This is a genomic window from Prevotella sp. E13-17, assembly GCF_022024035.1.
Taxonomy (GTDB): domain Bacteria; phylum Bacteroidota; class Bacteroidia; order Bacteroidales; family Bacteroidaceae; genus Prevotella.
Genome location: NZ_CP091787.1, coordinates 2,464,454 through 2,488,141 on the forward strand (window position 1 = coordinate 2,464,454; position 23,688 = coordinate 2,488,141).

The window sequence follows — 23,688 nt, forward strand, 5'->3', positions numbered from 1 at the left end:
ATTGTATATCCGAATTTTAATTATATCGGTTGGGGATACTATCATAAATCATCTGTACATGCGGCTTTCCTCAATTTCTCAATGGATGTGTACCTTTGCCTTTGCACAAAAGGTCCGAATTGCTTATGCTCAACTATATGGGGGAGCACGTCTGCATCTTCCAATTCAAAAAAAGTGTGAGGTTCTTTATCCACATCTGTAAGTACATAGTAATTAGGCAATATATTCTGAACCTCCTCCAGTGACTCAACATCATGAATGCTTTTTATTTTGAATACATACTTGATGCGCTTTTGATGGTAGAATGCAATATAACTTGCCTCACGGAATTTTCTGTTTGGCTGACATGAATAAAAATGATACTTACATGCCACATCCTCAGCAAAATGTTCACCAACTATTATAACTCTATTATTCTTGGTATATCCATCATTCTTGCTAAAGACCACATTATCTATAAGAATTTCGAATTGATTGGCAAGAAACGACATTACCTCGTTATTAAAATCAGACTTGTAATTCTTAAGCCGAGTTACAACCTCCTGCCAGTTTGTCCAATACACATCAGGATAAACAGCTATGTCTGCAGTTTTTTTTATCAACTGTGATATAAAGCGAACTGGCTTTCTCTGTCTGAGCTAAAATAATATGATTTTGCAATTGCAAAAGATTATGTTTAGTCTTTTTCCAAATATCAATTTTGCTCTCAATAAATAGATGGTAATTTGCTTTCAGCTCTCCGTCGGATCTCGATTTAGTTTGTCCTTTAACCTGTGCATTAACTTCGGCTTCAAAGTTAATATCCAAGTCGTCAAACACGGCATGCATCAGTTCAGAACCGCCTATACGAAGTATCTGCAACAAGGCTGCAGTCACTCGATCTTCGTCTTTATGATATTCACCAAAGATTGACAGATATGCAATAGAACGATTATTTGTCATAAAACCTTTCACTTTTATCCATTGAACCATAACCCCTTCAACGTGAACCATTAGTTGACCTTAAATTCACCATTAACCCTTTACCTCAAGTATTTCTCTCTCGCCTGCCTTGCCATGATTATAATACAAGCACGTTTATCGTGTCAATTTATGCCGATGCTTATGTCACAGTATCTGTCCATTGGCATTCATTATTATTCTACTCCAAAGCCTCTATTCCCGTCAACTCCACGCTCTCGTTCTTCTTCCCATTAGAATATGTCACTAGATTCCGAATAACATGAAGTCTGCAATCTTTTCTGGAAAAAGCCCTATTCATCTCAGCAATTTCATCATAAGAAAGATCTTCTGATACATCACCATGCTTTACCTTACCATCCTCGTCAGTATATTCAAACTTACCACTTTCAATAAATGCTCCTTGGAATATTCCTATGATGCAATCTTCTTTAGTCGTAATATCCGATTTACATATATTATCATAGGCGCGAGCCACATGAGGCACGTCAAGACTCATCATAACATCTCCTGACTTCATTTTCACAATACTATGCTGTTTTTCAACAATTGTCAGAAAATCCTTTAAATGCGAAAGAAGTTTTAAAGGTTGAGTATCAATTAAATCATCAACATTCAGGGTAACCTTCGATGTATCATCTATTATCTTCATTACCTCTTGGATACTATTCGCAGTCGTTTCGTCTTTCAGAAAATTACCTTGCTCTTTAAACTCCATTGCATAACCAAATGAGCCATGAGTCACTCCTGTTATATAAAATTTTCCCTTAGGCATCTTGGCTGTTTGCTTTTTATGTTTCAATTTCAGATCTGCGTTGACATCATTCACCTTCTTGCGTGTTTTTGCCTGAATCATACCAACTAAAGAATGCATTGTTTTCTCCATAAAAGCTGAAGATATACCTAATGAACCAAAAACAGCCTCTCCTGAAAACCACATATCTATCTTAGCTTCAGGAGCGTTCTCTTGCTTTGACATCTCCTCAATTCTGCCTTTGATGTCCTCAATCCTGTTTTCCAAAGATATTCGCATCAAATAGCTCTCTTGATATTGACCTAAAAGTTCTTCAGTAGCATCCAATTCCTTATACAACCAAGCCAATTCCGAATTAAAGACCATAATTATATGCTATTTAAATAGTTCAAAGCCTGCATATCCATAACGTCGTTATTGTATAGAGGCAACTCTATCATACCCTTCCAAGTGCCTGCGCGGTTATGCCCAAACAGTTGATTCCAATACTTAACATTCTCAATCGTTGCAAATGGAGATACATTGACTAAACACAGATAATGATCAACTTTATATTTTATCTTTGATAATCTTGGATCTACAAATGCAGGAAAATTATTGGCTATAGCTATCTGCTGGTTGGGGTCAGTCAATGCACATATTGTCACCACATCAATATCATGCGGGTCTCTCCTCTGCGAAATCTCAACATTCTCTACGAAACTGCCATCAATCCATTGATATCCTAACTGAATGCCATATTTAAGGCATTCTATTCTAAACTCAACAAACCCTTTTAAAATATCTTTTCTCGCAGGCGTTTTGGCAAAATATTGACAAAACTCCATGATATCGCTTTTGTAGGGCGACAGACTTCCACGTATAGTAGGATCACCTCCCTGAAAAGGCGGAAGTACATTATTATGATCAAACGGTGGTATCATTTCAGATATACTTATAATTATGAATTCTTAGTTGACTTTGCTTCTTCCCAATTGAGGCACAAAGACGTAAGAGCGGAACTGCCATATTGCTTTCAAAAGCCTCATTCTCAAATTCTCTTAATCTTGATTGTTTTAGAGTTTTTTACGTTTTTCGGTATTTTCGGGATAAAAGAAGATTCGTGGGGTTCGCCTTAATAGTCATCCCTTCGCAAAACTCTTAATAGTCTCCCTAAGTCCATCCTTAGCTCTCACCGGCATTTCTTTCAAGCCTAATGCAGCCTTGATCTTGGCGTTGGACACTACATAGTTCTCGGTGAGTTTCTGCATGCGCTGGGTGTTCAGGGGCAGGTGGAGCACGTCACCTATCTTTGCTATGCCATTCATCAGTCCGCGGGGGATGCGCCAGATATGCGCTTTCTTGCCCAGGGCACTGCATATCACCTCTATCAGCTCGTTGGTAGATAGCGCTTCATCATCACCCATGTGATAGATGCCGCTGGGAACATCCTTGGTCAGGAGGCCCTTGATCACCTCCTGCAGGTTTCCGATGCTTGTAAACGAACGTCTGTTCTCAAATGCGCCCAGTGGCCAGGGAATTCCTTTGCTCACTACACCATACAGCAGGTTCAGATTGCCCTTGTTGCCAGGACCGTGAATCATACACGGACGCATGATATACACCTTCTTTCCATCCACCACAGCATCCTCATCCGTAAAGTTATGGAACGGACGCTTCAGTGCCTCTGGTGCAAACTTCTCTATAATATAGTTCTCTGCCGCAATCTTCGATTCCCCGTAAGGTCCTACAGGCGTGGGGATGCAATCCTCCGTCAGGAAATCCCCTTCCACCCTATCTGCCGCACTCTTCACCGTTGAGAACTGTATGAACTTCTTTGCTGTAGGATGCGCCAGATACCAATCAAAAATCCTCTGTGTCAGTCCCGTATTCACTTTAAAATACACATCTGCAGCACTTTTGTTCTTCACATCGTGCGCCTTACCTGCAAGATGGATGATGGCATCAATATCTGGGATCTTTTCGTTTTCGTTTGAAAGGTCTTCCCACGAAAAAGTTTTCTCCACACCGTCCTTGGAAGGACTGATGATGTCCAATCCATATATTATATGCTCGCCTTTCAGAGCCTCCACCAAATTCGAGCCCACAAACCCGTGAACTCCAGTAATCAGTATTTTCATACCATTTATATCATTTAAATCGATTATCTTACTTCAGCAACCGCTCATTTGTTCATTGCTACTTTTATTCCATCCCCAACGAAGTGGAAATAGAATTTGATGCTGTCCAATGGAAATACCTGGGCATGTCGAGCAAAGTCTTTTGTCTTATGCCATAGAGATACGAGTTTTCCATCCGCATTATGTCTGTTATGCCCGAAGTTACCCGTCTCCATCACAAAATCTATAATCCTGTCTGCCTTTTTATCAAACTGCGAATCATGAAACATGAATCTTGAATCCAAATCTGGCATACCAAGATATCTGCTTGCCAGATTGTAGAATGCCATCCATTCACTCATCAGGCCCGTCTCCTGTATCCGCGACTCCAGCAATCCGTAATTCAGTGATTCCCTATACGTCCAAAGCAACCGGCACCAGTCGCAAATCTGCCTCAGGCCAACACCCTCAATGTAAAAATGGTGCAGGATATGGGTAAATACAAATATGACATCTTCATTTGGTGCCGGTATAAAAATTTGTGTACCATTATTGTCCCATGATCTAACATTACCACCAAAGAAAACATTCCCCTGCATTTTGTCTATCATCCTATCCACACGCTTTGACAATCTGCTGTGCAGTGTTCCATGCAGTTCCACCACCCAGCCTTTGATGGTCATTCCCAAGTGCTTAAAGTGTGTAAACTCCTGTTCTATGTCGGCAGCCAATGGTAACAGTACTTCTTTTGCCTTATCATAATTGGAATCACTCAGCAGTAAATCTATATCACCAGAAGAGCGCCAAAGTGGTTTTTCATAGCATTGTGCTATTCCTTGTCCTTTTACAAGTATTGCATAAATATCTTCTTTTCGTAGCTTTTCAATGAGTTCAGCCACAAAGACATTCATTTTCTTGTTCCGCTGCTCAATCATCTGCACCTCACCAATCCACTGCAGCAATAGCACCTTGGGCACATTCAGCTCTACGTTCTTAGCTCTTAGTTCTTCGAGGCCACTAAGCACAATCCCTTGTTCCGACTGCTCCTGCGCCAGCTGGTATACCTCCTGCCAATCCGTGGTTCCGTCAATCCGTATATCCGGATTTTCGTCACCCCACAGACCTGCCTTCAGGAGTTCGAAGAACATTTTTTGATTTTTATCCAACTGTTTCAACGTCCTTTATATCCTGAGTTCAAAACCGTTATCCCTTACGTGAAGCCTTGGCCTTTTTTCTTTCCTCCCAATACATCTTAGGCACAGCCCTCAAATAGCCACCGACGCGCTTCAGTTGCTTCTTGGGCTCTTTCAGTATTCTCTCCAGCCATATCAAACGTATTCCGCCCACCTCTTTCTTGTTGTTGTGCAAATCGCCGGTATAGAAGTTAAATGCCGCGCCTATGCCAAAAAGCACGCCCTGCTCCACATATGGGAAGATATTGGCAATGAACTTTTCCTGCTTGGGGGCACCCAGGCTCACCCACACGATGTCTGGCTTCAGTTTGTTAATCTGCAGGGCGATAGCCGGGTAGTCAAACTCCTCCACCGGCATAAACGGCACATCCACATGCTGCAAATTCACGTCTATGCCCTTCTGCTTCACAAACGCCTTGATCTGCTCCACCTTGGCTTTGGTGTTGCCCACCAGCACATGCCTGTAGGGTCGCTCAATGTAATACTCGAACACCTCCGGCCCGTTGTAGGCATGGTAGTGCGTACCGTATATTTTGTTCACCATCTTCGCTATGGAGCTGCCATCACAGGTATTAATGGTGGCATTCTTCACTATCTCGCGATACTTCAAGTCTTTCTGTGCTATGGTTATCACATTGGCATCCACCACACAAACGTAGGCCTTTTTCTTCTCTTTGATATGTTGCTCCACGGTATCTCTAAACACCTGTGAATCAAACTCGATATGTATATTAAATACGTCCATATATTAAAGAATCAATTATCTAAAACACGATTATAAATCTCCACCATTCTCTGAGCTTTAAAATCCCACTCAAACTCCTTCACTCGTTCTTTACAATTATTCGACATACGTGATAATAGATTCCTTTCATTATACAGTTTACGTATAGCACAAGCAAAATCTTGAACTGATTGTTCAGGATTACTTAATGGTATCTTCACTCCTATGGTTTCATCTACCACAGTGCCAAATCCACAAGTATCAAAACAAACTATTGGAAGTTGATTCTGCATAGCTTCCATTACCACAGTACTTGTTGCATCCATAATACTCGTAAACAGGAAGATATCCGAGCCTTGCATTAAAGTGTTCATTTCATCATGATTTACCCTCCCAAGAAATTCTATTTTGTCTTCCACACCCAGTTCTATTGCAAGAGCCTTATAAGGTGCCTGTTCTCCTTCCCCTGCAATCTTTAACTTTATATTCAAGTCTTTTATTTCTGCAATCACCTTGATGGCTAGCCCCAATTGCTTTCTGAAATCGTATTTACCTACCCATAATATGTCTAAAACATCTGAACTAACCTTATGTGTGAGTGTCTTGTCAACTAGATAGCACCCTGTCTCATTAAGTAGATATATATCCTTATGGTAATAATTCATTATTTTACATTGGCATCCGCTTGTTGCTGCGATAACAGCATTTGCACGTCTCATGGCTTTACGCACGTTGGGTTGATATCGGTATTGTAAGGTATTAATCGTGTTTTTCAAACGATTAAATAAAGCTGTTTTTGTACTTACGCCCTTTAAGTATGCTATTGGCATAGTCTCCATCCCCCCAACAGGTCCCCAAACATACTTATATCCATCAATTTTCCATAATAATCCAGGTTCACGGAAACCTATCATATTAAGATGATGAATGATATCTATATGAACTCCCTTGACAATCTCAACAGCTTTTTTTAAGGCTCTTTTTTGCCATTTTCTGTAATAATAATAAAATCTCCAATCACCTTGATTCCAACACTTCTTACGTATATTATCTGATACTGGCAGATAGTAAAAGTGAAGATTGTCTTTAAACGGATGGGACTCTAATGCAATATCTATCTCTTTCTTCCATTCTCCCTCTGTTATAACATAGAGGTTACAATAACGGGCTAGGTTGGAAACCCAATTCCATCCCATACCTGGTTCACTACCCCATGCAGGACTGACGGCATAAGCGTTTATCAGAATATTAAGCATCTATTGAGTCTTTTAAATATTTTAAAGATAATTCTCTTTCTGTTTGAAGAAGTTTTTGAGCATTAGCTACATCATAGGTGTTCCATGATATTTGCTCAAATGGATCATCTTCGTACACAATTCTGTCTTCAAGTTCAAGTTTTTCAAGAAGACTTGTTATTCTGGAGTTGTTATTCCGACCTCTGAGTAAAACGGAATAAAAAGACACTCCCATATTTACGCTAAAAGCAGTTCCATGGAATGAGCCTGTCAGTACTAGACCTGCTTTTGCTATCAATCTAACGAAATCTTCCGGTCCGCAATCCTCGAGATTTATAACGCCCTCATCTTTATTATTTAGAATAGCTTTTGTTTGAATCCTATATATACTAACATGGTGTCGTTTTGCATAATGATATGCCATCTTAAGTAATTTCGCAGACCTATATGTTTCATATATGAGCACATATCCACTTTCTGTATTTTGTCCTCTATACAAATCTGTCCACTCATCCTTGGTTAATAAAAGCGTAGGATCTAATACAACCGTAGAATTGCGTCCTGTTAGTTCTTTAATGATGGTACATCCAGCATCTTCACGCACTGATAGGTTATCAATATTATTAATCCACTCTATGTAGGTATTCCTCAACGTTTCTGGAATTCTTGCAACTCCGAAACTCGATGCATAAGAAACTTTTTTAGCTTCCTTTGGAGCAAAGGTTAAAAAATATGGGGAAAGGGTTGCGCCTGTTCCTGGATTCCAAACCTGGTCACTACCTACCATATAAACATCATAGCTCATTTTTTCCGCATAAAGATCTTCTATACTATGATACGTTTTTGATAGTTTTGTATTTTTCAGATGGAAATTCTCAAATTTCTTGTCTAAAACCTTTTGCTTCCTGACGAAAACAGGCCCTATCACAGAAAATATTTTACCAATTATCTGATACTTTATATATTCAATAGCATCTGTCTTCCATTTTCTTTTCCAAGAGGTTTTAGCCTTTTTAGTATATTTAAAATGCGGATGCTTATAATATAGATAATCTATAATCTCTGCATCATAGCCCATTTGCTGTAACTTCTTTTGAGTAGCGTATGCTTGAAGTTCCGCTCCAAAATTATTACATTTCAATATAGTAATTATTCCTATTCTTTTCATTTATTTGTCGTCAACAAAAGTCGTGATTTTAATATTGTGTTCCCCCCCACCAATCATTAAACAGATATCCATACTTTGTTATTATTTTACGTCTTTGTATTTTCTCATCTATGATACTAATTAAACGAAACAATCCCCACAAAAAACGCCATGGGGCATTATTCATCACAACACGAAGCCAAACACTTCTTGGGACTAATTTTCTACATAGATTTCCCCATTTTACGAATGGATGATACCGAATAAATTTTTTATTTGAAAAAAGACAAGGATTACCAGTTATTGCTTTCCCAAGTGTACTACTATACATTTCCAAATCTGTGCAATTCTTTAAGAATTCACGTGATTTCATATTATTTGTTAATATAACATTCACTCCCTTCTCATACTCCCTATAATCCTTGTTACCTCCCCAAAAATCTCCTATTGTAATATCTGCGACTCTTGTCAATCTTGCAAATTTACAATCAAAACATGACCTGCGCTCTAGTATACTGCTAGAAAAACAACGATAAAAAACATCCACATCCCTTTTGGTAAATCTAAAAGGTTTGCCATTTATCTCAATTGTAGTACATTGAGATTTGATATAATTTTGTCCTTCAACTTTGTTTCTAAATGACAACAACTTTGGTGAATTAAAACTTTTCAAATGAATATCTAAGGCCTCCGGGCTCATCACACCTGCACATATCAGTTCTATGGTCAGCAAATGCTCATCATCTCGTTTTTTTCCCAAGAAACCATATAAACCAGCAATCTGACAAGGAGTACCAGAGAATAATACATATTTTCTATCTTTTAAATCTTCACGAACTTTCTTATAAACCCCTTTCGTATTACTTTGAATATATTTTGAATTCATCAAAAGAGGAAGTTCTGAAATAGTAGTAATTCTCTCATGATATACTCTATTTTCTTTTAAACATGCCCCGTATATGGCTACATTATTTTCATGCTGCTTAATATACGACACAGCCATTCCAGCAAAAGCACCTCCACTTGCGGCATTAATTCTTAACATCTCATCTATTGCCCAACCTCCAGCAACTCTTATATCCTCAACACAATTTAAGCGTATTGGTGTAACTATAGGACATGCCTTCTCGCACGCTTTACATTTGACACATCTTTCACTATCAACTTCTGGATATAATAACTCATGGTCTGATTTTATAGAAATCGCCTTATGATTGCAAGAATCAACACAAGCAAGACAGCCTGTGCAAGTATTATATAAAGCTAATTTTGGCATACTTCTGAATATATACGTCCCAACTGTTTATTTATATTAGCAATATCGAATTCCTTTACTAAGTGAATATCTGCATTTTTTACTATATTAGTCCTAATAACTTCATTACTCATCAATAATTTAAGTTTTTGGGACAACATCTCAACATCACCCACTGGCGATATCATACAATCCACAGAATCAACTAAAACATCTTCAACTCCTCCAACAGGGGTTGTAACAACAGGGACACCATATGCAATAGCATCAAGTACACCCATTGGAAACCCCTCGCCCCAACTCGGCAAACAATATATACTTGCATTATTAAACACTCTATCCTTTTCTACACCACTTATCCATCCTAAGAATTCTATCTGCTGTTCTGGAATTTTTAATTCTACCCGCATTCTTTTTGCAACTTCAATCTCACCATTTCCAGCATATTTTAATTTCCAGTTAGGGAAATCATTACATATTTTTGCAAAAGCTTGCAATAGCCAATGGTATCCTTTGCGTTCCGTTATCGTTCCAGCAAAAAGAATATATTGTTCTTCCCTGTCAGAATGATTTCGAATAATGGAAGGGCACGGATTATAAATCACTTCTATTGAGCACGTCAGATTCGGCATTTCTTTCCGTATTAAATTCTTCCATCGTGGAGAAAGCACTAATAGTCTATCTGCAATATCAAACAAGCGATATGTAGGCGTACGCCAAGGCTCCTCTATCAAAACCTTTTCTGCTGGAGGGTGAAAATGTACAAGAACATTCTTACCACAATGTTTCGCGAGTTTTGCAAATGGTAACTTTCGTCTGGCAGATCCACCTGCAGCAGCATGAAAATGAACTGCATCACAAAATGGAAGTAAGCATAGGAACTCTATCCAAGCAGAAAACAGATATAATATTTTTCGCCATTTAGGCCCATCCCTATGCGTCTGAATCCACACGCAATGATATTTCTTCCATTGCTCACCTGTTTCGTGGGCCTTTATTACTGATGTTATACCACCTCGAGTCTTACGACTGGTGGCTACTATTAAAACTCGTGGCATGGTAGTCCTATCTTTTGGATTTGGAATCAATAAAAATCATTTAAATATAGAAGTTCTCAGCTAATAACGTCGTAAACTATATAATTTAGATAACAGGTTACACAGTACAATTATTCTGCAAAAACACGTTTAGCTCCAAACATCCAGTGATTAATGAATGGGCTCATTCGTATGATACTTGAAACAAGTAGGCTACATGCGACAATTACTGCACCTATTATTACAGAAACCAGGAATTCTAAAAAAGGAGAATCCAAGCAAGAAAAATCAGGAAGGGCATTACTTAATCTGCTGAATATAAAAAAATAATGAATTAAATATATATCAAGTGTTCGTCTTCCTACATATTGCATTATACGCCCCAATTTGCCATTTCTCCCAAATTGCACTTCATTCTTTCTAAAAAAAGCAAATACAAGCAGTAAGCCAGATATTGATGTTAATATATTGAATAACGTACTACTATAAACTCGGAAAAAATCTGAGTATATATTAAAACTAAAATATAGCACTATTGCCACGAATATTGCAGGTGTATTATCTAACATCTTTTCGAAAGAAGAGAAATGTTTACGAACGATAATACCTATAATAAAAAAAAAGTAATATCCCCACTCAGGAATACAGAGGAAGCCACAAACCTCTTCACTTACAGGCCACTTCGGTATTGTTATTGGGGTAGTCAAAACATATAAAACAAATGCAGAAAAAAATAGTAATACATCTCTTAAATATGATTTTGCACGAACCATATCAAGCAACACATTGCTAAAAATATAGATACAAAAAAATATAAACAAGACAAAAGTAAACCAATATCCCGACTTTTGGTAATCAAACACACAATTATAAGCACTTATATTGCGTATACTTATTGAAGCTAACATAAAAATTGTTGGCGTAACAATCTGTACAGGAATCTTCTTCTTTAAAAATGCTATGGTTGTATTTAGATTCCATACTGTACTAGTCTTATAGAGCAGGAAACCACTTAGGAAGAAGAACAAAGGCATCCGAAATTGGGCAAGAATTGTGCTCAAGGATACTGTATCAGAACCAGCTAAACCAAGTCCGAACCCACTCACATGCGTCACAACAACTAGAAGCATGGTGAAACCACGCATTGCATCAAGGTATTCAATTCTTTGTTTTTTCATAATTTCAATGTATTATGCCACTTCGTGTCTTACAACTAGTGGCAACTATAAAAACTCGTGATAAGGTAGATACTAATCTATTAACTTTATCACTTCTTTCATACAAAAATATTCTTTTTGGAAAACTTGACGGAAGATTCTGCCTAACATACGAGTTATATATGCAATAACAAATATATAGACAAACATTATCGGAATGTTAAGAGGAAATAGAAAATTCATTTTATTTGTAAACAAGAATGGTTGTACCAAAATTGCTTCTAGACAAAGTCCTGATATAAATCGTATATACAAACCTTTTTTTGTTGTCATCAATGACTTGATGCTGTCAAAACAACATATTTTGTATAGATAAAAAGATACTCCCATAAGTGTAAGTAAACTTAAAATTTGAATGTTATTAATAAACTGAATACGAAAAACTGTTCCACATATAAACATACCATAGAATACACACAATGATGCGAAAAACAAAAACACATCTGTCTTCGGACGTAATTTTACTGGTATGGTATTATTGCCAATATATGCGCCCAAAAGCATAAACAAGAAGAAATGCCCCCACCTAAAATAAGTATACCAATACATAAAGAATGTTGACTTGTCCTCAAGGAAGTACCAAATAAGGACAATTGCGCATGCTATAATGAACGGGTATGCAGGCCTGAATTCCGCATGTTTTTTTACAAAATACTGAACTATATAGTAGAGCATGATACATGTAACAAACCAGCATCCGCCACCGAGCACAATTTCAACAATATCAAAAGTCTTAAACCCAATCATTGCAGTAAGAATTGCCCAAGCAAATATACTTGGATATATCCTGGAAATCCTGCGCTTATACCAATTTGCGAAATTTCCGCCTCTGCCCAAAAACAAAGTAAAGCCAGAAGCAAAAAGAACAGACTATCACCAATAGCTCCCCCTGAGACTAAAAAACTATAGTCTCCATACAGTAATTCCATGTGACTGTTTGCCACAATGATTACTGCTATAAATTTCAGAAGCTCAATGGAGAGATTTCTTTCTTTTACCATAGGATAAATCTATTCAATTACCAAAGATAATACACGCTCTATCACCGGAGCCATGTCATAGTACTTGTATTCTGCCAAACGTCCACCAAAGATGACACTTTTTTCTTGCTGTGCCAACTGGCGATACTTATCTGCCAACTGGTTGTTTGCTTCGTCATTGACAGGATAATATGGTTCCATACCCTCCTTATATTCTGTGCTAAACTCTTTAGAGATAACGGTCTTGGGACATTCATACACTTCCTGCCCAAACATTTCAAAATGTTTATGTTCTATAATGCGAGTGTATGGCTCGTCATGAGAGGTATAGTTGACAACAGCATTGCCTTGGTAGTTGGGACAGTCCTTCATTTCTGTCTCAAAGCGAACGGTACGCCAATTCAGCTTGCCATATTGATAACCGAAGTATTGGTCCAGGGGACCGCAATACACAAACTTATCTGCATATTTCTGCCAATCTCTATATTCTGAATTAAAGAAATCTGTATCCGTCAAGCATTCTACTCCTTCCAAAAGTCCTTCTACCAGTTTGTTATATCCTCCAATAGGTATTCCTTGGTATTTATCATTGAAATAGTTATTGTCGAAAATCATACGAACAGGGAGGCGCTTGATGATAAAGGCTGGCAGTTCTGTACACTTCCTACCCCACTGTTTCTCTGTATATTCCTTGATAAGTTTCTCAAAAATATCCTTGCCAACCAGTGTCAGGGCCTGCTCCTCCAAGTTTTGTGGCTCACGGCCATTAAGCATCTTGACAGCCTCAGCCTTTTGCTCCTCTATCTTCGCCTTAGCCTCTTCTGGGGTCAACACGCCCCACATCTGATAGAAAGTGTTCATATTGAATGGCAAGTTATAGAGCTTACCCTTATAATTAGCCACAGGGCAGTTGGTATATCTGTTGAACGGCACGATACTGTTCACAAAATTCCACACCTCCTTGTTGTTCGTATGGAAGATATGGGCCCCATACTTATGGACATTTATGGTTCGACCTGGCTCACCACAAGTCACTTCTTCACAATAGACATTGCCGCCCAGGTGCGGGCGCTTGTCTATTACAAGGCATTTCTTGCCTTGCCTTGTAGCTAGGTGCGCAAAAGTGGCACCAAAGAGGCCTGAGCCTACTATAAGAAAATCGTAATGGTTCATAATTCTAATCAAGGTGTTTAGGATAAAAATGTCTCCAGAAAGAAGTTATCTTCTCCTTCTTTAAAATTTGGAAATATCTTTTGGTATATTTACACCTGCTGTATCCATACTTTCTTAGTGTCTCAAGAGTGACATTTTCAATGAATGGGATGTAAGCATCCGGAATCATTGTAAAGTAATCAGCGACCTCAGTATTCAGCTGCATCAATCGTTTCTGGAAATGTACATACAGGCATTCTGTCTTTTTTACCATTCCGTCTTTCTCGCTATATCTAAAAACTTTTCCATTCTCAAAAGAATATATGATGTTTTTTTCATCTTTTGCGACTCCATGATCAGGATAGAACTCTGCACGATAATAATTTACATCGTCAAATGGTTTACCTTGATAAAACCTGTTTGATCTATTTTTGTCCCAATAACGACTCGTCCCCCAATATTCCTCAAAGTAGAAATTACGACCGTGTGTATAAACAAATTTATACGTAGGATTATCTACCAGCTTATAGGAAGCATTAACCTCAGGATTATTACGATACAATGTAAGATGACCGTTTCCTAATAATTTATCGTATTTCTCTAATAATTCATCCGTGAAGAAATGTCTAATATCCCCATATACTAAATCCTGCTCACTGAATCCCCAGAAATCATATTCCTTTAGGAACTCTGCAAAGATTTCACCAAAAGCCGGACGAAAATCGGGGTATTTATAGGCACGCGGGACAGAAATCTTGAAATCAAAATTATCTTGCGCCATTTGAATTAATTCATTAAAACTCCTCTTGACTACCTTTAAGTTAGGAAAAGACACTTTAACTTCCAAATCTGTAAAAAGGAAGAAGTCGATTGTCGGGTTTTTTTCGATTGATTTGAACCAGAAATAGATGTTGTTAGGGAACTTACCATGATAGGTAGTAACGATTGCTATCTTTTTCATTTATCTATTTTTTAATTTTATTATTAACCTTGAGTATAAGTAAACCATGATGGGCATATCCCATAGACATAATTGATGAAAAATTCGAGAATATATAGGAAAATAGGATGGTTTAAACAATGAAAGTTCTTTCCATATGGGATTCTTCAAATACTCTCTTAATGTATTAAGTTTGTTCGTCCGATTAGACTGCACCAATCTTATTATCTGCATTCTGTGTTCTGATGACACAAATCGTCGGATCCTCAACCTCGCCTCTGCATCATCTCCAACGATAGAATCCAAGCATCGCATAAGATTATTTGTTTTATCAAACAACTCTGGTCTGAAAGTATGCGTCAAAGAACCATTGTTAAGATAATAATTATAAAAAGCATATGGTTCACACACTATAATCCTTGCATGCTTGAGCAATGGAATTTTAAACAGAGTATCTTCAGAGGCGTAATCTCGTTCAGACTTGAATCTTAGAGAATTACTTTCAATCAGATTTCTCTTGGTACATAATAGACAGACAGATACCGGATATTGCCTTTCTCTACTAATATGTGGCGCCGATCCGATTACATCCAACATATATCTTTTCACTTCTATGCCTTTAAAGACCTGTCGAGATACAGGTTCATCGGTCTTACGCCATTTCCCCGGCATGTATTCTGTGTTAAAATTACCAGTTACGATGTCCGCATCATATTGTTTCGCCACATTATAAAAACGTTCACAAACGTCTAACTCATACGTGTCATCACTGTCAAGGAACATAACATATTCACCACCAGCATTGTCAAGACCTGTGTTACGGGCATAGCCCAAACCGCCATTCTTTTTGTGGACGACCTTAATACGATCATCTTTCTTTGCCCACGCATCACACATCTCTGGCACTCGGTCGGGACTTTCGTCATCAACAAGAATTATCTCAATGTCCCGTAAGGTTTGGTTTACGAGACTGTTCACGCAACGATCAAGATATTGCTCGACTCCCCAACATGGGACAATTATTGAAACTTTTGGTCGCATATTCTCTGCTTTCTTTATTTGGCACTTTGTTTTTTGCTATTATTGCTTATTAGTTTTGTCATGACAATATGTATCACATAAGCTAAACACAAAGAAAAGACAAATCCACTCATTTTTTGTAAAAAAGCCGGCATATTAAAGGCATAATTGGATACTGTCACTAAGAAACGAAGAATAAACTCATGTATCAAATAAAATTCCAAGCTAATCTTTCCTACAAAAGAAAGGACTATATTGATAGGATGTTGTGATATTATTGGCGCTAAAGCCAATAATATGAATGGGAAGGTTGCATAGAGTAAAGTTGTTTCTAAAACAGGTATTTGAATCATTCCCAAATGCATTACCTGTCTTAAACAATAATAGAGCAATGCTCCACCTCCAATCAATACCACAATGAAACCATTAACACGATAATCTGATTTCACCCAATAATATGCCAACGCACCATATAAAAATATACCTACAAAACTCAAAAAATAAGCATACTCTCCAAATGTTTTTTCCGGGTAAAAAGACAACAACAACGGTACAATAGCAATTGAAATCGCTGCCCACCTCCATTGAGAGTATATCTTATAAACAAAGGGAAAGAGCAGGTATAGGACCGTTATCGCGGGAATATACCAGAGATAATACAAACCACCTTTCATCCAATAGCCTATCGTTGTATATGACTGTACCGCCTCCCATACTGTATGAGGATAGCGGTAATAGTCCGATGGCATTAATCCGACGCTGGTTAATATGGCCACGAATAAATATACACAAGTCATTATAAGCCAATATGTCGGAAAAATCCGAAATATCCTTCGTTTATAAAAGGCCATTATATTCCCATTTTTCTCCATAGAATAACTAAGACCTATTGCTGATAGGAATATAAAGACTGCCACTCCCATGTATCCTCGTGATGTTATAGTTGTTATACAATCTGGAGCCCAGTCGTCACCACAATGAAAGAAAAACACAGAAATCATCACAACACCCATAAGAGCATCACGATAGGTAGAAAATGACTTAAATGATATTTTATACATCGATTTAGACTCTACTATTTATTTTCTGCCAAAGAATATCTGACCACAATATGGTATCTGTTTAATTAAATGCGAGAGATAAATACTGGCATAGGATAAGTATGCATCAATATATTCTAAACGTTTTTTCATGTTTACTGAATTGCTTGCTGAAATAATTTGCCCCAATTATCTAGATTATGAAATAAGAATAGTTTATAGGTAACAGATTCTATTGGATTGTCCATATTCTTCATTATATTCCAAGCAGTAGAGAGCCAAATTACACCTACATACCCCCAAAACTTTGTTCTTAATTTATTACAATAAAAATAATACAACAACAAGGAGCTAATTATTAACTGAAATGGCTGAAAATATAAGAATGGCCGGATAAACATAAATTGCACATTACAAACTAAGAAATATCCACATGAATAGATATAAGAGAAGAACCACCATAAGTCAAAATAAGGCACTTTGTCTTTATATTCCCGTTTTAATTCAGGTCCAAACCAAATGGAAGCCATTGCTATCAGGAAATAGGATAATTGCATCGGGCCAAAACTTCTTTCTGACATCTCACCTTCCACAATAGTTTGCTGAATAACATTTCCTACATAATCATAAGTACCAAGATTTTCAACTAAAAAGGAAAATAATCCCAAAATATTCTGAAACTGAGGAGTTATACCCAAAACAAAGCATACAATAAAGATGCTTGTAGTCAAAATTTTCTTGTCGGATATTGAGATTTTATCTGGTCTTATATAAGCAAACACATACATGACGTACATCATTTGGGCCGAATGATGAATCTGTGAAGCAGCAAAAATGCAAAGAATATATGGAATCAACTTCTTATTTAGTATAAACTGAATTGAATACACAAATATACTTGCAGCCATCATCTGTCGGACTGCATTACACCAGTCTAGGAAGTGGCTCGCTCCAAATAAAACAATCGGGAGGAAAAGGAGGATATATCGGTATTTACTAGTCAGTTTCGTAACAAAATAGATTTGAACAAAACCTGTTATAGCCATACCGATGGTGTAGTGTAGATGTAATCCGTGAACGCTCAAGACTAGTAAATCCCATAAATGTTCAACACTATTTTCACGTATTCTACCCTTATCGAAGTCTATCATGTAGCCAACGCTGTCATCACCCACATTCCATCGGATGCCACATATCAATGCGAAGAATAGCCAAAACTTCCAAAGATTGTGATCCGGTATATCAACGACTCCTGTCCTCTGCGAATATGCATAGGATTTCTCGGCATAGCCGCACATCACATATGCAAAAAACACATATATTAATATCTCAAATATAAACATAATACTAATTATTTAATTCCCGCAGCATCAAGAAATGCCTCGAAACTGTTGTATTTTGCTTTATGCGAACTTACAAAATTCTGATATGCCGGTCCTAATTGCTTGCAGATAGGAATTTCTGGATATTTTCCCACATCATCTCCACTAACAAATAAAGGGAATTCCTCCCAGAAGTCTGTAGGCACAGGTCTACGGCAGAATCTCTCCTGAATGCTTCGTGCATAATCAAGAGCTTCTTCCTCACATACCATCAATCGCTTCTGGTAATACTCTTCAAGTGACATAACAACCTTTGCCGGGCTGCCTACCGCAATTGAATTCGCCGGGATATCTTTTGTCACAGTACTGTTGGCGCCTATAAAACAATTATCACCTATAGTCACACCTTTCAGAACCATCACATGGCGGCCAAAGGCGACATTATTGCCGATGCGGATTCGTCCACTGCTATTGACGAAATCCCGATTAGTGCGCAAGAAGACATGAGTCACCCAATCGTGAGAATGAAGCTCTACAAAACTGTTAAAGAAGCAATCCTTACCTATGGTTATCAGTGAAGGGCGAGTATCATCAATTTCTATATGAAGAGGATCCTGTATATATGTTCCTTCACCAATTGCAATTCCTTTACTCCGCAAGTAATCTATGTAGCTTGCAGAAGATCTTCTAACATAATAATATCGTAACTTTGCTATAATTCTTTTTATAATCATAGATTCATTACCTTTTTCATTCTTAAATATGCGTTTTGCATTGAATATTCATTATATAAAACATTCTTGTCTTTAGGTCGTTCGATGTCTGTATGTCTTATTCTTTCAATTGCATTAACCCAATCGTCCACACTCGTTACGATATCAAATTTGCGCATACGATCTGTTGTATGATATGGATTCCTGGTTATAATTAATGGTTTCCGTAAGCCCTCAGCATCTGCGATTGTAGAGAGTCCGACACAATAATCCAATCTATCCTGTCGCAATGGGCATACAAGCGCTCTGGCCTGAGCCATAGCTTCAAGCATCATAGGAAAAACATTGCTGGAGTTTTCTGTTAGAACCACCTCAATATTTGGTATATCTTTACATTTGGTCTCTAGGTTGGTGTAATCACTGCCAGCATGAGACTTTGCGGTCATAATCTTCAGGGGGGCACCTGTTTTTCGGAATGCCTCTATCAAGATGTCAAAATCACGATTCTCTTTACCTGTAGATACGAAATATCCATTGTCGGAAGTTTTAACCTTATCATAAAAAACTCTATCTGCGCCCCAGCCAGGGACTGAACATTTATCAGCCCCAAGAAACCCCCGCTCTATAGTTTCGTTCATGCTCCTATCCGATAAGAAAAACACGTGTTTCAATATTGGCAGAAGTATTTTATATAGGCGAATTTTCCACCCCTCATCTAATTTCGGAGCGTGATGTAGGTACGCGAAAACCGGTACGTGAATAATATGCAACCATACTAAAAGAAGTAGCAGAACATGATTCCTGATATTCAAATTTGGCAGATAGATAATATCCGGATGGTATTTTAACACGAGAGATAAGTCGTAAGTGGTTCGTCTCTCCTCTTTACACCAAATTACATCGTGTCCGTCTTTCTCCATCTCAACTGCACCATAAAACCAGTGAGAAGGAATTAAGCCTTTTAAATATTGTTCATGAACCTCTGGCGATTCGTTGATATAGAGAATTTTCATCTAATAAATTCAATTATTCTTTTAATTACTCTACCAATGGGATTTGTGCGATAGAAATAGCCACGTTTCATCTTGCGTATATCTGCCTTAGACATCCACGTTGCGGAATAATGGTGAATGGTGTAAGTATTGTCTGTACATTCAATTTTGTTATATTGAAATCCTTCTTGCGGGCAAAAATAATCCCAAGGATAGATGGTAATACCATCCACTTCTGTTGGCTGATTAATATGTGCGGGCATACCATGTTTCCGGAGAATATCTGTGACAATTGGCACGATTGGTATCTGTTCCATGTGCCCATCGGGAAAGATGTAATGGGTATTTTCATAGAAAGACATCACTTCTTTGAGGATTAGATTGTGAGGTTCTACAGCAAAACCCAAACCTACCGCAACCTGATCATTTGCGTTTGGCGTCGAAGTATGTTTCTCCACTCCCATCCATGGACCTTCTGCCATGAGGTCATCCATATTGCGAATCACCTCGACATCGGTGTCGAAATACACACCTCCGTTCTCGTAAAGTATCTTCAGACGTGCATAGTCACTAACATAGGCGAATTTCTTAACCTTATATGCCTCTTGAATGAAAGGAATGCAATTAACATCAAAGTTAGTCTCGTTCCATTCTTTAATTTCATAGTCTGGAAGGAATTTTCTCCATGTTTCAATATATGCTTGATATTCTGGCGGAATCGGATTCCCACCAAACCAACAGTAGTGTATGATTCTGGGTATCATATCAATGTATGTATTATCTTGTTAATGATTTTCTGTCCTATTAATTTGTGATACTCCTTTGCATCAGTCGCAACTATCCACTGATCTTTGAATTGGACAGCATTAAATTGATGACCTCCGTTAATATAAAACCTATCATCGGTTGGTATAATATTCTCTTTAACCAACAGTTCTTTATATCCTGTCGGTGAAATTTCGGTTATTTCGCTTACATGCACATTATCTCCATAACGGACGACACAATCTTGAGAGAATCGAAGCAACTTACCATTTAATTCTAACAAGCAACCCGCATTGCGCCCTAATTTTTGCGAATGCTGAATAGGAGAAGAAGGGTGAGGGCGGTATTCACCCATTATACTGTTGGAGATGTAAAGTTCCAATGTATTAATACCATCTTCATACTGTACTTGGGTAAAGAGATAATATATTCCACCCTTCTTATAGATGCAGTTGTCTGCATAGTGCATAACAAAACTCTTGTCAAAAGGTTCTTTCATCAAAACCTTAACAAGTTCAAATCTTGTAAGGTCAGCATCTGTAGCTTCATATAGCCGGATTTCGTGACCTGCTCCAGTCTCCGGAATCATATATATGCGACCATCTTCTTCAAATACCCATGGAAATGACAAATGATATGGTTCTTTGAGTACTGTTACCGGCTTCGACCAATGCTTTAGGTCTTTTGTACAAACCATATTCAACACTCCTGGGTCTTGCCATAGCTTATGCTCATAAAACAGGTACAGAGTCTCTCCCTTAACGAACAGAAAGGGATCTGCCTCTATTAATGTAGGATTAGGGACACAATAAGGCGAAAGACAGTCTATCTTATAAATCGGACGTCCTTTTTTAAGGTTGAAGATGTCATCTGAATCTCTAAAAGACAGAAGCTGAATCTTGAAACATTCAAACTGAAACATATTAGCCAATACTTTCTTTTGGTGCATGCATGATTCCCAAACGAATCAGATTCTTTTTAACAGCAAGTTGCTTGAACGCGAACCAAACGAACTTAATCCAAAAGTAAGGACTATCGCCTTTATAATAGTTTGTAAAACTATTTGCCCTGAGCAAGTCTCGTACAAGTGTAAAGAAAGGAACCTCACCATAAGCACATTGCAGCACATAGAACATTTCAGGGCAATAGCAAACAGGTTTAAATGTACTATTTTGTATTTCAGATATATAATCACCACCTGTCGCCCAAAGGTACCATATGTAAGGAATATTATAGCCGGAATCTATAACACATATTGCATTACCGTCATTCCGGAAATTCATTTCAAGAAAATAATCCCTTCCATCAACTCCTCGTAAAAATTCAACACTAAAATGGCCAGAATATCCCGTTGCTTTAATGAAAGCCTTAGCTTTTTCTAACGTGTCAGCGAATGTCTCGTCATTTGCTATATAATTAAAGAAATAAGTGTTCTGAATACCGTTCGGCCTATCTATATGCGAATGACCCGGAATAACGATTGTTTCACCTCCATTTAAAGAAACACCTATAAACTGGAATTCTAATTCTTTCTTGATAAACTTTTCTATCTGTATTAAAGGACATAAATTAGGAGTAGATAAAAAATTTTCAAGTTCGTCTCTATTCTGACATATAGTTGTATCAGATTTATCGCCCTCAATGCTCGAGATAGCCTTGGTAATACAAGGGAATTCAATGTTATCAGGTAAAGCCTCACCAACTTTATGAACAAAATGCTGTGGTACATTCATCCCCAAAGATGTGGCCAAACTGCTCATTTTTTCCTTATTCATCCACTCGTGCAAAGTACCCGATGCATTAAAAAAAGCATAAGTGTCCTTCAAGCGATCGTAATTTCTATCAATGATAGCACTTACTGCATCACCTGCTGCATAAAGCACGACTTTGTCTTTATAAGAAGAAGACGTCTCAAGAAGATGGGCCAACATTTTCTGCTCATCTTCAAAGATAACCGTCTTTTTTATATACTTGCTCCTGACAGAACCTGCAGATCCTGTTTTGGTTATTATATAAGCATCAGGACATATTCCTTTAATGCCTAATCCACGTATAATGCCTAACGTGTTGTGGTGAATGCCACCGATAACAATTGTCTTGTACATTTTAGTATCGTATAAATTTATGTGCTAGGTTATATAGCCCCAGTTGAAGAAACACAAATCCTATTCTCCATCTTAGGCCTAAACGGGCATAGGCTAATGAAGAAAATTGTTTGCTTGCTCTTTTTACTTCTTCTTCACTCAGAACATTATAAATGAAACCATCTAAAAAAGATTCAAAACGTTCTTTTTGTATTAAATGTTTAAATTCTCTATCTGGTAGAATCTTCTCGATACTGTTTAAAAAAGCCTGCTGTTCCTCATATTGCTTGCGGGAATACCTGCGTGTGATTGAGTCCGGATTAGAGTAATAGTGATAAAAAGCTTCGGGAAGGTACGCTGTTTTTATATTATGGCAATACAAACTTATAATCACAAATCTATCCTCACAATAATTAATTCCGAAAGGGAATTTAATGTTATATTCCATAAACCTATTCCTGCGAACGAGTTTATTACAACAACTGCCATGGAGACCACCAAAAAGGTTGTGTAACAAAAGGTCATGATCAAGAGATTTAGGCTCTTGTTTTATATAAACTTGCCTATCTCCACTATTCGTATAATAATCACAAATAACTATGTCTGCATCCTCTGCCTTGGCATTCGCATACAGTTCCTCTAACATCGTTGGTTCTACCCAATCGTCAGGGTCTGCATGGATGACATACTCGCCCTGTGAAGCATCAAGCCCCGTTTGACGGGCTGCACTAACCCCCCCGTTCTGTTTGTGAATAACCCGGATGCGAGAGTCTTGCGACGCATATTGATCACATATTGTCCCAGAGGTGTCTGGCGAACCATCATCCACAAGGATGAGTTCCCAATCCGTAAAGGTTTGGGCAATAATGCTATCTACACATCTACATATGTATTTCTCTACATTGTAAACCGGACTTATTATACTTATCTTTGGATTACTCATTGCCAATATCATAAAGATGAATGATTTGCACGCATAAGACCATATGCACTAAAGAAAAGGAAAAGCGATACGCATTGTGCACCCAGATTCATCCAGCAGCTAAGCTCCAGCATCCC

25 protein-coding genes are annotated in these 23,688 nt (G+C 37.8%); all 25 read right to left on the minus strand.

From position 1 onward, the window contains the following. Nucleotides 1-41: 41 nt before the first annotated feature. Nucleotides 42-602 (minus strand): hypothetical protein, encoded by a 561-nt coding sequence (locus tag L6472_RS10060; RefSeq protein WP_237804708.1) that lies wholly within the window; start codon nt 600-602, stop codon nt 42-44. Next, a complete protein-coding gene (locus L6472_RS10065) occupies nt 565-993 on the minus strand; it encodes a hypothetical protein (RefSeq protein WP_237804711.1) in 429 nt (142 codons plus the stop codon). The genes L6472_RS10060 and L6472_RS10065 overlap by 38 nt, the downstream gene beginning before the upstream one ends. Before the next feature lie 148 nt (nt 994-1,141). Continuing rightward, nucleotides 1,142-2,080: a hypothetical protein gene (locus tag L6472_RS10070; protein ID WP_237804713.1), complete on the minus strand. Its 939-nt coding sequence runs from the start codon at nt 2,078-2,080 to the stop codon at nt 1,142-1,144. A gap of 2 nt (nt 2,081-2,082) precedes the next feature. After that, nucleotides 2,083-2,637 (minus strand): hypothetical protein, encoded by a 555-nt coding sequence (locus tag L6472_RS10075; protein WP_237804715.1) that lies wholly within the window; start codon nt 2,635-2,637, stop codon nt 2,083-2,085. A 198-nt stretch (nt 2,638-2,835) separates the two neighbouring features. After that, the gene (locus tag L6472_RS10080) at nt 2,836-3,834 is read right to left on the minus strand and encodes an NAD-dependent epimerase/dehydratase family protein (RefSeq protein ID WP_237804717.1); all 999 of its coding nucleotides are present in this window, start codon (nt 3,832-3,834) and stop codon (nt 2,836-2,838) included. A 44-nt stretch (nt 3,835-3,878) separates the two neighbouring features. Then, on the minus strand, nt 3,879-4,988 hold the full coding sequence (locus L6472_RS10085; RefSeq protein WP_237804719.1) for a nucleotidyltransferase family protein: 1,110 nt from the start codon (nt 4,986-4,988) through the stop codon (nt 3,879-3,881). Nucleotides 4,989-5,016: 28 nt separating this feature from the next. Further along, on the minus strand, nt 5,017-5,751 hold the full coding sequence (locus tag L6472_RS10090) for a WecB/TagA/CpsF family glycosyltransferase (protein WP_237804721.1): 735 nt from the start codon (nt 5,749-5,751) through the stop codon (nt 5,017-5,019). Nucleotides 5,752-5,762: 11 nt separating this feature from the next. After that, on the minus strand, nt 5,763-6,986 hold the full coding sequence (locus L6472_RS10095) for a glycosyltransferase family 4 protein (RefSeq protein ID WP_237804723.1): 1,224 nt from the start codon (nt 6,984-6,986) through the stop codon (nt 5,763-5,765). Continuing rightward, the gene (locus L6472_RS10100; RefSeq protein ID WP_237804724.1) at nt 6,979-8,133 is read right to left on the minus strand and encodes a polysaccharide pyruvyl transferase family protein; all 1,155 of its coding nucleotides are present in this window, start codon (nt 8,131-8,133) and stop codon (nt 6,979-6,981) included. The genes L6472_RS10095 and L6472_RS10100 overlap by 8 nt, the downstream gene beginning before the upstream one ends. 28 nt (nt 8,134-8,161) lie before the next feature. After that, a complete protein-coding gene (locus tag L6472_RS10105; RefSeq protein ID WP_237804725.1) occupies nt 8,162-9,388 on the minus strand; it encodes a Coenzyme F420 hydrogenase/dehydrogenase, beta subunit C-terminal domain in 1,227 nt (408 codons plus the stop codon). Continuing rightward, entirely contained in the window at nt 9,376-10,425 is a 1,050-nt protein-coding gene (locus L6472_RS10110) for a glycosyltransferase family 4 protein (RefSeq protein ID WP_237804726.1), read from the minus strand. The genes L6472_RS10105 and L6472_RS10110 overlap by 13 nt, the downstream gene beginning before the upstream one ends. A gap of 110 nt (nt 10,426-10,535) precedes the next feature. Next, nucleotides 10,536-11,582 (minus strand): acyltransferase family protein, encoded by a 1,047-nt coding sequence (locus L6472_RS10115; RefSeq protein ID WP_237804727.1) that lies wholly within the window; start codon nt 11,580-11,582, stop codon nt 10,536-10,538. A 72-nt stretch (nt 11,583-11,654) separates the two neighbouring features. Further along, entirely contained in the window at nt 11,655-12,464 is an 810-nt protein-coding gene (locus L6472_RS13660) for an acyltransferase (RefSeq protein WP_370640844.1), read from the minus strand. Further along, entirely contained in the window at nt 12,365-12,622 is a 258-nt protein-coding gene (locus tag L6472_RS10120; RefSeq protein WP_237804728.1) for a hypothetical protein, read from the minus strand. The genes L6472_RS13660 and L6472_RS10120 overlap by 100 nt, the downstream gene beginning before the upstream one ends. Nucleotides 12,623-12,631: 9 nt before the next feature. Beyond that, nucleotides 12,632-13,774 carry a UDP-galactopyranose mutase gene (gene glf, locus L6472_RS10125; protein WP_237804729.1) on the minus strand — a complete coding sequence of 381 codons (1,143 nt, stop codon included), beginning with the start codon at nt 13,772-13,774 and terminating at the stop codon, nt 12,632-12,634. Between the two features lie 4 nt (nt 13,775-13,778). After that, nucleotides 13,779-14,714 (minus strand): DUF6625 family protein, encoded by a 936-nt coding sequence (locus L6472_RS10130; RefSeq protein ID WP_237804730.1) that lies wholly within the window; start codon nt 14,712-14,714, stop codon nt 13,779-13,781. Next, nucleotides 14,715-15,734 (minus strand): glycosyltransferase family 2 protein, encoded by a 1,020-nt coding sequence (locus L6472_RS10135; RefSeq protein WP_237804731.1) that lies wholly within the window; start codon nt 15,732-15,734, stop codon nt 14,715-14,717. A 14-nt stretch (nt 15,735-15,748) separates the two neighbouring features. After that, nucleotides 15,749-16,774, minus strand: a complete 1,026-nt coding sequence (locus tag L6472_RS10140; RefSeq protein WP_237804732.1) for an acyltransferase — start codon at nt 16,772-16,774, stop codon at nt 15,749-15,751. Nucleotides 16,775-16,908: 134 nt separating this feature from the next. Then, nucleotides 16,909-18,096, minus strand: coding sequence for an EpsG family protein (locus tag L6472_RS10145; RefSeq protein ID WP_237804734.1), 1,188 nt, complete (start codon nt 18,094-18,096; stop codon nt 16,909-16,911). Nucleotides 18,097-18,104: 8 nt separating this feature from the next. Then, nucleotides 18,105-18,809, minus strand: coding sequence for a DapH/DapD/GlmU-related protein (locus L6472_RS10150; protein ID WP_237804736.1), 705 nt, complete (start codon nt 18,807-18,809; stop codon nt 18,105-18,107). Further along, complete coding sequence (locus L6472_RS10155) at nt 18,806-19,801, minus strand: hypothetical protein (RefSeq protein WP_237804738.1); 996 nt, start codon at nt 19,799-19,801, stop codon at nt 18,806-18,808. Before L6472_RS10155 ends, L6472_RS10150 begins: the two co-directional genes overlap by 4 nt. After that, on the minus strand, nt 19,798-20,544 hold the full coding sequence (locus tag L6472_RS10160) for a glycosyltransferase family 32 protein (RefSeq protein WP_237804740.1): 747 nt from the start codon (nt 20,542-20,544) through the stop codon (nt 19,798-19,800). Before L6472_RS10160 ends, L6472_RS10155 begins: the two co-directional genes overlap by 4 nt. After that, on the minus strand, nt 20,541-21,467 hold the full coding sequence (locus tag L6472_RS10165) for a hypothetical protein (protein ID WP_237804742.1): 927 nt from the start codon (nt 21,465-21,467) through the stop codon (nt 20,541-20,543). The genes L6472_RS10160 and L6472_RS10165 overlap by 4 nt, the downstream gene beginning before the upstream one ends. Nucleotide 21,468: 1 nt before the next feature. Further along, complete coding sequence (locus L6472_RS10170; RefSeq protein ID WP_237804744.1) at nt 21,469-22,650, minus strand: ATP-grasp domain-containing protein; 1,182 nt, start codon at nt 22,648-22,650, stop codon at nt 21,469-21,471. Nucleotide 22,651: 1 nt separating this feature from the next. Continuing rightward, complete coding sequence (locus tag L6472_RS10175; RefSeq protein WP_237804746.1) at nt 22,652-23,572, minus strand: glycosyltransferase; 921 nt, start codon at nt 23,570-23,572, stop codon at nt 22,652-22,654. Between the last annotated feature and the right edge of the window lie 116 nt (nt 23,573-23,688).

Coding starts and splice junctions, on each gene's coding strand:
- L6472_RS10065 (WP_237804711.1), bottom strand. CDS start 993: ATGGTTCACGTTGAAGGGGTTATGGTTCAATGGATAAAAGTGAAAGGT.
- L6472_RS10070 (WP_237804713.1), bottom strand. CDS start 2,080: ATGGTCTTTAATTCGGAATTGGCTTGGTTGTATAAGGAATTGGATGCT.
- L6472_RS10075 (WP_237804715.1), bottom strand. CDS start 2,637: ATGATACCACCGTTTGATCATAATAATGTACTTCCGCCTTTTCAGGGA.
- L6472_RS10080 (WP_237804717.1), bottom strand. CDS start 3,834: ATGAAAATACTGATTACTGGAGTTCACGGGTTTGTGGGCTCGAATTTG.
- L6472_RS10090 (WP_237804721.1), bottom strand. CDS start 5,751: ATGGACGTATTTAATATACATATCGAGTTTGATTCACAGGTGTTTAGA.
- L6472_RS10095 (WP_237804723.1), bottom strand. CDS start 6,986: ATGCTTAATATTCTGATAAACGCTTATGCCGTCAGTCCTGCATGGGGT.
- L6472_RS10100 (WP_237804724.1), bottom strand. CDS start 8,133: ATGAAAAGAATAGGAATAATTACTATATTGAAATGTAATAATTTTGGA.
- L6472_RS10105 (WP_237804725.1), bottom strand. CDS start 9,388: ATGCCAAAATTAGCTTTATATAATACTTGCACAGGCTGTCTTGCTTGT.
- L6472_RS10110 (WP_237804726.1), bottom strand. CDS start 10,425: ATGCCACGAGTTTTAATAGTAGCCACCAGTCGTAAGACTCGAGGTGGT.
- L6472_RS10115 (WP_237804727.1), bottom strand. CDS start 11,582: ATGAAAAAACAAAGAATTGAATACCTTGATGCAATGCGTGGTTTCACC.
- L6472_RS10120 (WP_237804728.1), bottom strand. CDS start 12,622: ATGGTAAAAGAAAGAAATCTCTCCATTGAGCTTCTGAAATTTATAGCA.
- glf (WP_237804729.1), bottom strand. CDS start 13,774: ATGAACCATTACGATTTTCTTATAGTAGGCTCAGGCCTCTTTGGTGCC.
- L6472_RS10130 (WP_237804730.1), bottom strand. CDS start 14,714: ATGAAAAAGATAGCAATCGTTACTACCTATCATGGTAAGTTCCCTAAC.
- L6472_RS10135 (WP_237804731.1), bottom strand. CDS start 15,734: ATGCGACCAAAAGTTTCAATAATTGTCCCATGTTGGGGAGTCGAGCAA.
- L6472_RS10140 (WP_237804732.1), bottom strand. CDS start 16,774: ATGTATAAAATATCATTTAAGTCATTTTCTACCTATCGTGATGCTCTT.
- L6472_RS10145 (WP_237804734.1), bottom strand. CDS start 18,096: ATGTTTATATTTGAGATATTAATATATGTGTTTTTTGCATATGTGATG.
- L6472_RS10150 (WP_237804736.1), bottom strand. CDS start 18,809: ATGATTATAAAAAGAATTATAGCAAAGTTACGATATTATTATGTTAGA.
- L6472_RS10155 (WP_237804738.1), bottom strand. CDS start 19,801: ATGAAAATTCTCTATATCAACGAATCGCCAGAGGTTCATGAACAATAT.
- L6472_RS10160 (WP_237804740.1), bottom strand. CDS start 20,544: ATGATACCCAGAATCATACACTACTGTTGGTTTGGTGGGAATCCGATT.
- L6472_RS10165 (WP_237804742.1), bottom strand. CDS start 21,467: ATGTTTCAGTTTGAATGTTTCAAGATTCAGCTTCTGTCTTTTAGAGAT.
- L6472_RS10170 (WP_237804744.1), bottom strand. CDS start 22,650: ATGTACAAGACAATTGTTATCGGTGGCATTCACCACAACACGTTAGGC.
- L6472_RS10175 (WP_237804746.1), bottom strand. CDS start 23,572: ATGAGTAATCCAAAGATAAGTATAATAAGTCCGGTTTACAATGTAGAG.